Origin of the sequence: Staphylococcus kloosii (assembly GCF_032139365.1) — a bacterium.
GTDB classification, from domain to species: domain Bacteria; phylum Bacillota; class Bacilli; order Staphylococcales; family Staphylococcaceae; genus Staphylococcus; species Staphylococcus kloosii_A.
In genome coordinates this window covers 1-13,646 of record NZ_JAVTDB010000027.1, presented here as the reverse complement: position 1 = coordinate 13,646, position 13,646 = coordinate 1, and the positions used below count along the sequence as shown (strand labels likewise).

13 protein-coding genes are annotated in these 13,646 nt (G+C 32.7%); 1 reads left to right on the top strand and 12 read right to left on the bottom strand.

Annotated features, from left to right (window positions below; all coding sequences use genetic code 11):
- Positions 1 to 51 precede the first annotated feature (51 nt).
- From ftsZ to bshC, 10 genes are all read right to left on the bottom strand, one after another.
- On the bottom strand, positions 52 to 1,218 hold the full coding sequence (gene ftsZ / locus RPL90_RS02980) for a cell division protein FtsZ (RefSeq protein WP_313544460.1): 1,167 nt from the start codon (positions 1,216 to 1,218) through the stop codon (positions 52 to 54).
- 29 nt (positions 1,219 to 1,247) lie between these two features.
- Complete coding sequence (gene ftsA, locus RPL90_RS02975) at positions 1,248 to 2,678, bottom strand: cell division protein FtsA (RefSeq protein WP_313544443.1); 1,431 nt, start codon at positions 2,676 to 2,678, stop codon at positions 1,248 to 1,250.
- A 104-nt stretch (positions 2,679 to 2,782) separates the two neighbouring features.
- The gene (locus RPL90_RS02970) at positions 2,783 to 3,670 is read right to left on the bottom strand and encodes a cell division protein FtsQ/DivIB (protein ID WP_313544427.1); all 888 of its coding nucleotides are present in this window, start codon (positions 3,668 to 3,670) and stop codon (positions 2,783 to 2,785) included.
- Positions 3,671 to 3,684: 14 nt separating this feature from the next.
- Positions 3,685 to 5,034, bottom strand: a complete 1,350-nt coding sequence (murD, locus tag RPL90_RS02965) for a UDP-N-acetylmuramoyl-L-alanine--D-glutamate ligase (RefSeq protein WP_313544412.1) — start codon at positions 5,032 to 5,034, stop codon at positions 3,685 to 3,687.
- Between the two features lies 1 nt (position 5,035).
- Complete coding sequence (gene mraY / locus RPL90_RS02960; protein WP_313544398.1) at positions 5,036 to 6,001, bottom strand: phospho-N-acetylmuramoyl-pentapeptide-transferase; 966 nt, start codon at positions 5,999 to 6,001, stop codon at positions 5,036 to 5,038.
- A gap of 150 nt (positions 6,002 to 6,151) precedes the next feature.
- The gene (locus RPL90_RS02955; protein ID WP_313544384.1) at positions 6,152 to 8,362 is read right to left on the bottom strand and encodes a penicillin-binding protein; all 2,211 of its coding nucleotides are present in this window, start codon (positions 8,360 to 8,362) and stop codon (positions 6,152 to 6,154) included.
- Complete coding sequence (gene ftsL, locus RPL90_RS02950) at positions 8,343 to 8,741, bottom strand: cell division protein FtsL (protein WP_313544372.1); 399 nt, start codon at positions 8,739 to 8,741, stop codon at positions 8,343 to 8,345. The genes RPL90_RS02955 and ftsL overlap by 20 nt, the downstream gene beginning before the upstream one ends.
- 14 nt (positions 8,742 to 8,755) lie before the next feature.
- A complete protein-coding gene (rsmH, locus tag RPL90_RS02945) occupies positions 8,756 to 9,691 on the bottom strand; it encodes a 16S rRNA (cytosine(1402)-N(4))-methyltransferase RsmH (RefSeq protein WP_313544331.1) in 936 nt (311 codons plus the stop codon).
- Positions 9,692 to 9,705: 14 nt separating this feature from the next.
- Positions 9,706 to 10,137 carry a division/cell wall cluster transcriptional repressor MraZ gene (mraZ, locus tag RPL90_RS02940; protein ID WP_048794145.1) on the bottom strand — a complete coding sequence of 144 codons (432 nt, stop codon included), beginning with the start codon at positions 10,135 to 10,137 and terminating at the stop codon, positions 9,706 to 9,708.
- Positions 10,138 to 10,285: 148 nt separating this feature from the next.
- Positions 10,286 to 11,899 carry a bacillithiol biosynthesis cysteine-adding enzyme BshC gene (gene bshC / locus RPL90_RS02935; RefSeq protein WP_313544265.1) on the bottom strand — a complete coding sequence of 538 codons (1,614 nt, stop codon included), beginning with the start codon at positions 11,897 to 11,899 and terminating at the stop codon, positions 10,286 to 10,288.
- A gap of 251 nt (positions 11,900 to 12,150) precedes the next feature.
- Between bshC and RPL90_RS02930 the strand changes: the two genes are divergently transcribed.
- Complete coding sequence (locus RPL90_RS02930; protein ID WP_313544247.1) at positions 12,151 to 12,591, top strand: N-acetyltransferase; 441 nt, start codon at positions 12,151 to 12,153, stop codon at positions 12,589 to 12,591.
- Between the two features lie 36 nt (positions 12,592 to 12,627).
- Here the strand turns inward: RPL90_RS02930 and RPL90_RS02925 are convergent, their stop codons facing one another.
- Positions 12,628 to 13,311 (bottom strand): YjjG family noncanonical pyrimidine nucleotidase, encoded by a 684-nt coding sequence (locus tag RPL90_RS02925; RefSeq protein ID WP_313544232.1) that lies wholly within the window; start codon positions 13,309 to 13,311, stop codon positions 12,628 to 12,630.
- Positions 13,312 to 13,339: 28 nt separating this feature from the next.
- Positions 13,340 to 13,594: a DUF805 domain-containing protein gene (locus RPL90_RS02920; RefSeq protein WP_313544215.1), complete on the bottom strand. Its 255-nt coding sequence runs from the start codon at positions 13,592 to 13,594 to the stop codon at positions 13,340 to 13,342.
- Between the last annotated feature and the right edge of the window lie 52 nt (positions 13,595 to 13,646).

Below are 13,646 nucleotides of genomic sequence, written 5' to 3'. Positions count from 1 at the left end.
TGTCTTCTAGCGACCATATTTATACTTATTAATAAAGTATAATACTCTCAATTAACGTCTAGTTCTTCTAGAACGTCTTTCTTCTCTATTTCTAATAAAGCTTGGAATGTCATCTTCTTTAGTAGTATGACTTCTCGCTTCACTATTAGATTCAGAAGCTTGTGTTGAATTTGAATTAGATGAGGCAAATGAATCATCATTAGCAGAACTTGTTGCACTAGAACCAAATCCAGTATTTGAAGATTTACGTCCTTGTACTGAAGGTTTGTCTTCAAATCCAGTTGCAATCACTGTAACAACAATTTCATCTTGTAATTCAGGATTAATTACTGTACCGAAAATCATGTTTACATCTTCGTCAGCTGCATCCTGAACGATATCTGCTGCTTCTTGTGCTTCAAATAGTGATAGTGATTCTCCACCTGTAATATTCATTAATACGCCTTGCGCACCAACGATTGATGTTTCTAATAATGGTGAAGAAATTGCTTTTTTAGCAGCTTCTACTGCACGATTTTCGCCAGAAGAAACGCCGATACCCATTAACGCAGAACCTTGGTTAGACATGATTGTTTTAACGTCTGCAAAGTCAAGGTTAACTTCACCAGATACTGCGATTAAGTCAGAAATACCTTGAACACCTTGGCGTAATACGTTGTCTGCTTCTTTGAATGCTTCCATCATAGGTGTTGATTTATCAACGATATCTAATAAACGGTCATTAGGGATAACAATTAACGTATCAACTGCAGCTTTCATAGCTTCTACACCAGCAGCTGCTTGTGTTTGACGCTTACGTCCTTCAAAACCAAATGGACGAGTTACAACACCAACTGTTAATGCACCCATTTCTTTTGCTATTTTAGCAACAACAGGCGCAGCACCAGTACCAGTACCGCCACCCATACCAGCAGTTACGAATACCATATCTGCACCTTGGATAGCATCTTCAATTTGTTCTCTAGACTCTTCAGCTGCTTTTTTCCCTATTTCAGGGTTAGCACCTGCACCCAAACCACGTGTTAACTTTTCACCAATTTGGATTTTTGATTCGGCTTTAGATAAGTTTAAAGCTTGTCCATCAGTATTAATTGAAATGAATTCTACATTGTTCATTCCGTGATCAATCATGCGGTTAACAGCGTTATTACCACCACCGCCTACACCGATGACTTTTAGTGTCGCTAAATGATTAAATCCTTGTTCAAATTCTAACATTTATATTTCCTCCTAGTTTAAATGGCCAATCAATCGAATAATGATTTCATCAGTTTTTTAAATTTACTTTCTTCTTGTTCTTTAGGCTCATGATCGTGTTCTACATACTCATCTTCATATTGTTCTTCATGTTCGTCTATTGATTGAGAAGATGCCGGTGATTTATGTACGTGTGCTGCTTCAGAATCATCTGAAATAGCGCCCTCCTGCTTATTTGACTTTTTCTTAAACCAATCAAATCCGCTAGATTTAGAAGTATTTTCTTTTTCTTCTGATTCAATTACTTCTTCTTCAAATTCTTCACTGCCATGATTACTAATTGTAACATAATCTAATAATTCGTCGAAAGTAATGCTACTAGAAATAGTAGAAATTGCTGAAGAAAATTCTGGTTTCCTAATTCCCATTTGAGATGGCGTATGAATTCTTACTTTTTCACTAACCATATCTTCTAATAATTCTTTAACACCTAATAAGTTAGCAGAACCACCTGTAACAACGAAACCACCATTTACTTTAGTTAATCCTAGTTCTTCTAACACGTCAAATACACTTAAGAAGATTTCTTCTACGCGTGCTTCAATAACATCAGCTAAATCTTTTTGCGTATATTGAACTTCTTCATCACTATCGATTTGGTTCACATTGAAAATATCTTGACTTGAAGCTGAATCATAAAATGCATGACCATATTGATGTTTAACTTTTTCAGCTGTTTCATAAGTAGTATTAAATGCTTCAGCAACATCTTCTGTAATGTCACGTCCAGCCATTTCTACTGCATCAGCATCAACTAGTTCTCCACGTTCATAGAATGCTAATTGAGTTACATCTTCACCTATATCAATAACACATGCACCTAATTCTTTTTCAGTTGCAGACAATATTGAATTATAATTATATGCATCTGAGTAAACGTCTAAAACATCTACACCACATGACTCTACACATTTAATCATATTAATTAAAATAGATTGCTGTATTGCAATAACGCCTGCTTCAACTTTCAATGAATGTCTAGCGATCAGCTCTTTAGGGTCAGATACTTCATTGTCGCCATCAACTATAAATTTAATGGGAAATGCATTAATTACTTCAGTTTCAGGCACCTCATTTTTTTCACGAATGCCTTCTAATGCACTTTCAATATGTGTACCATCTAACTCAGTATCTTCATAAAATTCTATTTCATTCGTTTCATCATAAACTTCAGTACCAATAATTGGTAATTTTAAAAATACTTCTTTTATATCTACACCTGAAGCAATCGAAGCTTTTTTGATTGTATCTTTAATTGCTTGTTTAGCTATATCAAAATCGTCTATTAAACCATTTTTTATACCACTTGTGTAGGTTTGTCCTGTACCTATCACATTTATACCATTGTGAAATTTCTCGCCTACAATTGTTTTAACACTTGATGAACCTATATCTATACTTACATAATAATGTTCTTCCATAGATAGGCACCTCCTGACATTAACTATTCTATTTTACGCTATGTTTAGTTTACAATACGTTGCCATGCTTGTGAACTATAAACACATGTATTTGTCAAAATTTTTTAATTACTTTCTTTTGTGTTCTTATTGATTTTATTTAAGGCACTTTGTAACTCATCTTTTGCCTTATCTGCTTGTGCTGTACCTTCTTCTACGTCTTTATCACTATCTGATTTTGTATTAGATGATTCAGAGTAAGGAATAAATGAAGCACCTACTGTTAAATCTAAATAACCTGATTTTTCTAATTCACCAGAATCATTACGTTTTAATGATTGAGACATTTGTGGGTAATACTTCATTTTACTCGCAATCGTTTTGATATTCCCTAAAATTTGCAAGTTATCTGAAGTATAAAGTTTAATTTGATTTTGTGAATTATCGCTTGGATCATATTTAATTTCAGAAATCATATTACGTACATTCGCTGGCATTTTAGCTAGCGCTTGAATTATTTTTTCTTGTTTCCCTTTTTTGAAACCATCTAATATTGGTCCATCATCAGTAGATGTTCCACTGTAACTATTGAGTTGTTTACCATTTTCTAAAATAGGGACATAGTCATCTTTCTTTTTTACTAATCCTACTATTTTATATTCAGTAACTTTAACAGTCATTTTGTTAGGGAAATGTTTTCTCACTTCAGCATCTTTAATCAGCTCATGTTTTTTCAAGTTGTTTTCAGCTTTTCTAGTACTATATGTGTACATTCTCGAATCCGATTTAACATTGATATATTTTTCAATCTTACTTTTGGATACGTTATCATTTCCTACTATTTTGACATTACTAATTTTACTAATAGATGTAAACATATACAGTAAAAATATTATAATCACGAATAGTAAAACACCAAAAATTGTATATTGAATTTGTTTCTGCCTTTTACGTCTTCGTTCTCGCTTTTCTTGTAAATACTCAGAGTCAAAAGTTCTTACTTTATCGGCCAAAGTTTGTCACATCCTTAAAAAGAAGGTAATTGAGCTTTAAAGCTATCAATAAATTGTTGACCACGCTCTTCAAAAGTATTGTATTGATCCCAACTTGCACACGCGGGAGATAACAATACTACGTCATTCGGCTCTATTATATCTTGTATTTTATTTACTGCATCTTTTATATCTATAGCCTTAATTACATATTTACCTTGACTCTCACCCAATTTTACAAACTTTTCTTGCGTTTCGCCAAAAGTAATCATTACACGAACATTTTCCATATAAGGAATCAATTCATCAAATCCATTGCCTCGGTCTAAACCTCCACATAACCAAATAATCGGTTGCTTAAATGAATTAAGTGCAAACTGAGTCGCTAAAGTGTTCGTTGCCTTAGAGTCATTGTAATATTTGTTTGTTTTATTTGTGCCAATATACTGTAATCTGTGCTCTATGCCAGAGAACGTCGTTAAACTAGCAATAATTGCATTAACAGGAACACCAGCAAGTAAAGCTGCTAAAACTGCCGCTAATATATTTTCTAAGTTGTGCTTACCAGGTAGAACTAAATCATCGGTGTGGATTATACGGAAACCTTTAAACACAATGTAACCATCTTTGATATATATACCATCGACTTCTTGTTGTGTAGAAAAGTATAAAGTTTTAGCTTTTAAAGATTCAGATTCAATTAAATGACGTTGGTGATAATTACAAATTAAATAATCATGCTCATCTTGATTTTTATAAATTTGTTTCTTCGCATTTTGATAATTATCTAGCGTCTCATGGTAATCGAGATGTGCTGAATATATGTTTGTAATAATAGCAATATGTGGCTTATATTGTTCTATTCCTAATAATTGGAAAGATGATAATTCAGTAACTAGGTAATCATCTTTAGTAACTTCTTGAGCTACTTTAGAAGCAACGTAACCAATATTCCCTGACATCCTTCCTACCAGTCTACTTTTTTGAAAAATATCGCCAATTAATGAAGTAACTGTTGTTTTACCATTTGTCCCAGTAACACCAATGATAGGTGCTTCTGATACGAGATAGCTTAATTCTACTTCTGTTAATATTTTCAATCCTCGTGCTTGTGCCTCTTGTAAAATAGGCACTGTATAAGGGATACCTGGATTTTTAAAAATGATTGGTGCATTATCTAGCAATGATAAAGGGTGTTCTCCGCCGATAACTTGCACACCAATATTTTCTAAATCTTTAGCATGTGAATCATGCGATAAATCTTTACCGTCATTGACTACAACATTGGCGCCAAGACGAGTCAATAATTTGGCTGCTTCATAACCACTCTTTGCTAAGCCTAATACTAAGACATTTTTTCCTTCTAAGCCTGTATAATTTAGCATATTAGTGCACTCCAATCCATAAACCGATTAACCCTGTAATAAGTCCTACTGTCCAGAATACAGTTGTTACTTTACGTTCATCCCAACCTACCAATTCGAAGTGATGATGTAAAGGCGACATTTTGAAAATTCTTTTGCCTGTTAATTTATAGCTTGTAACTTGAATCATGACTGACAATGTTTCAGCAACAAAGACAAATCCAATAAAGATAAGTGATAATTCTTCATTTAGCATGATTGAAATCGTAGCAAAGATGCCACCTAAAGCTAAACTACCAGTATCACCCATAAACACTTTAGCAGGATTAATGTTAAATGGTAAAAAGCCTAATAAAGCGAAAATCATTATGACACAAAAGATGCCAATTGAATTTGCACCATGAACAAAAGCCATAATTGCGTACATTACAAATCCAATAATAGATAATCCTGTTGCTAAGCCGTCTAATCCATCTGTTAAGTTTACGGCGTTTGAGAAACCAACTTGCCAGAAAATTATAAAAATGACATAAACAATTGATAATTGTACCTCAATATTAGTGAATGGAATATGTATTCCTGTAGAGAAGTTTGCTAATTGAAAAACCTGGCTCAATATGAAAAAGATTACTGCAATAACAATTTGAGCTAAAAATTTCTGTTTACTTGTTAGACCTTCATTATCCTTTTTAACTACGATAATATAATCATCGATAAATCCAATCAATCCGAAACCAATAGTTACAAATAATAATAAAATAATTGGATTAGAATTATCCATGAATATAATAGCTAACACAGCAGTCACTATAACACTAATTAAAAATGTTAGACCACCCATAGTTGGTGTACCTGTTTTTTTCATGTGACTTCTTGGCCCTTCTTCTCTAATGCTTTGACCAAATTTCATTCTTTTTAATGTCGGTATGAGCAAAGGTACTAAAATGATAGATATTAAAAATGCAATTATTGCGAGTAAATAAACCATATTGATCTCCTTTTTTATATTATGGGTTTTTACGTTTTTGCTGACTACAAATTCATATGTATAATTAGTGAGACTTTGAGGTGAAATACTGTTGTTCGTTTATAATAACAACACATATTCCCCTCAATTTTGTCTCATCTAATTTGCTTTTTAAGAACTACTTGATTTTGAATCTCCACTTATTTTATCTGCTGAAAATTCAACTTCAATCTTATCGTTCTTTTTAATTTTTTGTCCTTCTGAAGTTGATTGTTTGGAAACGAAACCACTACCTTTAGTCGTGATTTTAACATCAGTTAGTCTTTCAAATGCTAATACATCTTCTTTAGACCAACCTTTCATGTTTGGCATCGTTAGATCTCCATCAGAAAGTAATAAAACTTTTCTATTCGGTAAAATCTTCTTGTTGGCACTCACTGATTGTTTTGAAATCTTTTCACCAGAACCAATAACTTGAGGGTTTAATGATTTGGCGTTCAATTTATTTTCAGCTTCTTGCACGGATTCACCTGAAACATCTGGCACTTTACTAAATTTAACATCTGAGGAATCTTTTGTATTTTTACCGTCAACGTTTAAATATTTAAGTGTGTTTTTCATAATTGGAATAAATGCCTTACTGACACCCATTTCGTAAGCTTCTTGGTCATTTTTTTGTGCTAAACTCATTCCAGCATAAACAATGACTTTCGGATCTTTTTTCGGTGCATCCCCGATGAAACTAACGAAATATGGATTTTCACCTTTTACATAGCCGCCACCTTTAGAATCGGCAACTTGGGCCGTCCCCGTTTTACCTGCGATATCATAACCATGAATTCTATAATTTTTCGCATGGCTATCTTCACTGTTTACAACTTTATCCAATTCAACACGCACTTTTTTCGCTGTATTTTCAGTAATGGGTTTGCCTGCGTATTCTTTTTTACCTTTATAGAAACTATTATTACTTACTGGGTTTTTAACGCTATTTACAAACCATGGTTTAACCATATTACCTTTATTAAAGAATGCTGTTTGAGCTTGTAACATCTGAACAGGTGTTACAGTCGTAGATTGGCCGAATGCAGATGTTTTTTGTTGTGCTGCATTATCCCAAGCAATACCACCACTTGCTTCACCGTCAAACATGCCATTGGTAGATTTACCAAAACCAAATTTTTCATACCATGATTTCATTTTATCGACACCTACTAAATCTTGTAAGTGCATCATTAATGTATTTGATGAATACGTAAATCCAAGTGTCATTGGGATTTTACCCCAACCGACTTTGTTCCAGTCTGAAATTCTAGAACCCATAATGTCTCTGTGTCCAGACATATATTTCTTGTTAGGGACGAATTTCCCTTCTTGAATTGCTGCTGCCAGGCCAAATGATTTAAAAGTTGAACCTGGTTCATATGTGTTTTGGTATAAGTCATTCGCCCATTTTTCACCAAAGTCTTTACCTGTCTCTGGGTTAAATGTAGGTCTTTGACTTGAAGCTAAGATTTCACCTGTGTGTGCATCCATAACAACAGCAAACACATCTTTTGGTTTGTAATGGTCGACCATTTTGTCTAATGCTTCTTCAACGAAAACTTGAATATTTGAGTCAATTGTTAAGTGTACATCATCGCCACGTTTAGGCATTTTTTCACGTTTTGTATTTGGTGCTAAATAGCCCCAAATATCATGAATATATGATAACGACCCTTTTTGACCCGATAGATAGCTATCAAAAATCTTTTCCACACCCATAGCACCTTTAAGTTCTCCTGTATCAGGATCTTTTTGTGCTATACCTAATAAATGTGACGCAAAGTTACCATTAGGATAAAAACGTTCAGTTTCTGGGTATAGTTTTATACCCGGTAAATCCATTTTATCTATTTTTTGCTTATCCTTATAAGTTAAATCTGTACCTTTTTGCCCAAATTCAACTTGGAAAACTTTTTTCTGTTTCAATCGTTTTTCAATATCTGATTGAGACAAATCAAGTACTTCAGATAATTTTTTAGCAGTTTTCTTTTTATCGACAACGTGCTTTGGTTTATCGCTATCCTTACTCGCTTTCTTATCAACGACAGCTACGACTTTATACCTTTCAACGTCTTCAGCCAAAACTTTACCGTTACGATCGTAAATTTTACCTCGTTCAGGTTGCTTTTGAGTGTTGACTAAATATTTTTCATTTGCTTTTAAAATTAAATCTTCGCCGGAAGAGTGTCCGGTGAGCATGATGTATGAATATCTTAATATCAACGTAAAAAAGAGCAGTCCGAATCCAAGGATGAGTAGGACTGCCCCTATTTTATTTTGTTTTATTGGAATTTTAGGTATTTTTGGTTTTTTAAGTTTAATTTTTCGCTTCGCCATTATTACGCACTACCTTTACATTATCGTTCTTAAGGCTCATACCTTGATCTTTAGCCTTGTCGTAAATGCGTTCGTAAGATGAGTTCTTTTTAATTTCAGATTCTATCGAGCTATTTTCACTTGCTTGTTTTTCAATTTTTGTATCTAAATCTGCAATTTTTCCTCGAGTATCATACGCATCCATTTTCAAAGATAGCATATATATACTAATCAAAGCAATTATTGTTATAAGTCCTATGTATAACATTTTTTCAAACTTAGTTAATTGTACTACTACTTTTCTTTTAACTGACCTCGAACTTGGTTGGGTCGAAGGTTGTGATTCCGGTATTTGTTGTGCTGAACCATTATATGGTTCATATATCTTCTCTACAGCCACTTACAATGCACTCCTTATTTTAAAATTTCAGCGACACGCAATTTTGCACTACGAGCACGATTATTGTTTTCGGTATCTTCATCGGAAGCAATAATTGGTTTGCGGTTAACACGTTTTAATTTCGGGGTGTATGCTTCTGGTATAACTGGTAGTCCCCTTGGTACTTCTGGTCCTTTTTCATATTCTTGGAACATTTGTTTACACAAACGATCTTCTAAAGAATGGAAAGTGATTACAGAAATCCTACCACCAACTTTGACAAGCTCAACAGCTTGTTCTAATGAATCTTCGAATGCAGCCAACTCATCATTTACTGCTATTCTTATTGCTTGGAAAACTCTTTTAGCTGGATGACCGCCTTTTCGACGAGCTTTCGCTGGTATCCCCTCTTTGATACTGTCTACTAATTCTAATGTTGTTTCGATTTCTTTTTGATTGCGATTTTGTTCTATACGTCTTGCAATTTGTTTAGCAAATTTTTCTTCACCATAACGATGGAAAATTCTGACTAAATCTTCAAAAGACCATTCATTTACTACTTCATGAGCAGTAAGTTCTTGCGTCTGATCCATACGCATATCTAATTTCGCATCATGATGATAACTGAATCCACGCTCGGGAACGTCCAACTGTGGGCTAGAAACGCCCAAGTCGTAATAGATACCATCTACTTTTTCAATATCTAAGTCATTTAAAATTTGTGGTAATGCTCTAAAGTTGTTGTGCACGAAGGTTACTTTATGTAAATGATCCTTTAAAACTATCTTTGCATTTTCTATAGCTGTAGTATCTTGATCGATAGCAATTAAACGGCCTTCGTCATTCAATTGATTTAACAAATAGAGCGCATGCCCTGCTCCACCTAGCGTACAGTCTACATACACACCATCTTCTTTAACATTTAAATAATCAATGGTTTCTTTTAGCATTACGCTTATATGATGAAACAAGTTAATTCCTCCATTTAAAAATCAAAATCTATTAAATCTTCAGCAATCTCTTCGAAACTATCTTCAGATTCTTCGTAGAAGCCGTTCCAAGTTTCTCTATCCCAAATCTCTATACGATTTGATACACCGATTACTGTACATTCTTTATCTAAGTTTGCGTATTGTCTCAAATTTTGAGGTATGTTAATACGCCCTTGTTTATCAAGTTCTACTTCAACAGCACCAGAAAAGAACATACGCATAAATTTACGTGCATCTTTCTTTGTCATTGGTAAAGTTTTCATCTTTTCCTCAATAACTTGCCATTCTTCCAAAGTATAGCCAAATAAACATTTATCAAGGCCTCGAGTGATAATAAAACGTTCATTTAAGTCATAACGAAATTTAGATGGAACGATCATACGTCCTTTTGTATCTAATTGATGTTCGTATTCTCCCATGAACATTTTTTCTCACCTCACCTTCTCATACATATAATTTACCACATCTTACCACTATCCTCCACTAATTATACAATTTTCACCAAAATTTATTAAAAAAGGCAAAAAAAGACCCGATCCATCAAATGATGAATCGGGCTTAAATACTGATATATCAATGTTTTATAACTACATGTTCAAAAGTGTAGGAAAGTGGTGGATAGGTGGAGGGACTGAACACATCTATCCCAAATTCATTCATAATTTGTAATGGATTCCATATTCTTTCTTGTAATCCATCCATTGGGTGGAGTGAATGATTTAATTCCCTAAAGTGTTTCATGCTAATGTCGTTTTCTCGTTCAATATTTAATAAATACCGTTTAATTAAATAATCATATTGCTGCATATGAATATTATTATTTTTTTCTAACAGCATTTTATTGTCATTATTATCTTGTACTTCTTCTTTTAAAGACTTAAATACTTGTGTTTGTTGCTGCTTAAGTTCTTCGATGTTATTAATAAAAGTGTCTGATGCATGCGCTCGTATAAATTTATCTTTAGCACCTTCCGTACCTTTCGCAATTATTTCTTCGATTGGAAGCGCGTATTTTGATAATAACTTTTCAATTCTTTCATTAATATAACTTATTCTCAACCTAGGAATAACAATAGGCATTTCTATATTTAAAGTTTCAAAGACTTCGTTTAATTCTGCCCAATATTTTATCTCACTTGGTCCACCTACAAAAGCTACAGTATTAAATAACCATTCTTCCATTAATGGACGTGTGACAACATTATTAGAAAACCTTTCTGGCGATTGTTCTACAATATTTAATAATTCTGCTTTAGTATAGAAGGAATTGGATTTACTTGTTTTAAATTTACCCTCTTCATAAGTTAATAATTGTCGCATATTATCTTCTTCGATAAATAAATGCACATTTGTATCTGTGTGAATCATTTGTTCGAAACCATGAGATTTTAATTTATCTTGTGCCGATCTAAATGCTTCATCTACCTCATTAAATCGATTGATTAACTCTTTTAAGAAAGGTCGCTCCATTGTTCTTAAATATTTATCTTGTGCATCAATAAATAACACGCCATATTCTTTAAAAACTTCATGTAATAACGCCTTAAACATTGCTGTCCAACTGTCATAACGATCAATAATACTGTGACTTAATGTTAACAATTCTTTTGTATGCTGTGTCTCAGGTTGATGTTTGAAAAACTGATTTAACGCATCTTTTAATTGTAACTTATTAGGATAGTAATTAGACACGCTATCTTCGGGTGGCTCTAAAGTATGGTATTTCACTTTATGTAATTGAGCTTCATGATTACTATATACAAATGTATGATTAACTTCATCAAAGTCATGATCTTCACCGGCTATCCAAAACACAGGTACTACTGTCGTCCCGTAATCTGTAGCTAAAGACTGACTTAAAGTTATAATTGAGAATATTTTATGAAAAGTATATAGAGGTCCTCCAAATAAACCAGCCTGTTGGCCTCCAATAACTACTTTCGCACCTTCTCTTAATTGTTCAATATTTGTAAGTTGTTGCTGAGACAAAGTTAAATCACTCATATATTGATGAATAACATTTGCAAGTTGTTGTTCTCTACCATTCGTGGATTGTTCCACTTTGTACTTATAATTATCATTGGCCATGGCATCAAATTGATAAAATTTATTTAACGTTTCATCACTATTAGCAAGGCTCGTTATAAATTGATCTTTTTCGTTTAATTTTGTCGTCATACAATCCATTTATAATTCTCCTTATGTCCTATATTCCTAATTAGTATAAAGTTTATACGGCACTTTGACAATTTTACGGCTTACATATAAAAAATTTCTATCCATAAAATATACTTTGCTAAAGATACCTATTGTTTTTTTATTTAAATTTCAAAATCATTTTTACGTAATATTAGTATTTGTATGTACATCTAAAACTGTGAAAAATCATTGTTTTTAGGGTATAATAATAATATATAAATATAAAGGGGGAAGATGCTATGACAAGCGTAAAGCGTCTTGATATAAACTATAAAACTGATGAATTATTCGAAGATTTTAGAAACTTCGGTAATAAAGACTTATATATGGTAGATGAACTACGTGGCGAAATGATCGATGCAAGCTCTGAATCTCCATTTTATGGTATCTATGTAGGGGAAAGATTAGGTGCAAGGATGGCGCTTTATAGAAAAGGCGAAGTCGAAGAAGAACATTTCCCAGAATTTGATGATTATTTAATTATTTGGAAATTAGAAGTTTTAAAAGATTTCCAAGATCGTGGTTATGGGACTGAGTTATTAGACTTTGCAAAATCACAAGGGTTTCCTATTAAAGTAATCGCACGTAATCAATCAAAAGACTTTTTCGTTAAACATGGGTTTAAAGATTTACACCAAAAAAACAATGAAGACTACGATGTATTAGTATGGGAACCATAAAAAGGATTGTGTTAGTTTAAGCTAACACAATCCTTTTTATATTGTTACTAACAATTCTTCGAAATGATTAATAGTGACGTTTGCTTCGATATTAGTGTCGTTAATTTGGTGTCTAGGGTTAAACCAACACGTTTTTATGTTGGCATTGATACCTCCTAGTATATCTGAACTTAATGAATCGCCAACTATCATCGTATTGCTTCGTCGACATTCGCCTATTTTATCAAATACGTAATCAAAAAATTCAGGCATAGGTTTTTGATAACCTGTTTGTTCTGATACAAATACACCATCAAACAAATCTTTTAACGCAAATTTGGCTATTCTTCGTTCTTGCGTCTCTAATACACCATTAGTAACAATATACAAATCAAATTTTCTACTTAACTCTTTCAATGTATTTAACATATTATCAAAATAAGTTAGCGGTGCATTAGCTAATGCATCTCTAAAAATGGAATCAGCTTGTTGTCCATCTACATTAATATTATAACTTTCAAAAAAGCGTTCAAAACGTTGTGATAAGACTTCATCTTTAGATAATTCCCCTTTTTGAAAATCTTGCCAATGTTGCTGATTAACTTTAGTAAAAAAATTGAAGTCTTGTGGTGATGCATTAAAATTGTAACAATCTATCAATTTATAAAAAGCATAGGTTTCAGCAGCTTTAAAATCAACTAAAGTATCATCAAAATCAAACAGAATTGTTCCTTCTTTCATTATATAACCCCCACAAAAATGAACTATATTACTGTCTCTTATTTTTTTTATTAAAAGCTCTAATTACACGTACAAGCATGGAAATTGTAGGTATTACCATTAATAATAATACGATATTATACAAATTAACAATTGCGTTTTCCCATGAAATCGGAACTAACAATCCACTTATTATTATACATAAACCAATTATAAAATTAAAAAATATGCAAGCTAAAAATTCTAAAACTTTAGACGTTCCTTTAAAATCAAATGCTCGTTTCCAAAAATTAATATAAAACATTCAATTGTCCTCCAATGACTTTGTTGTCTTTCTAAATAAATTTTAATATTAT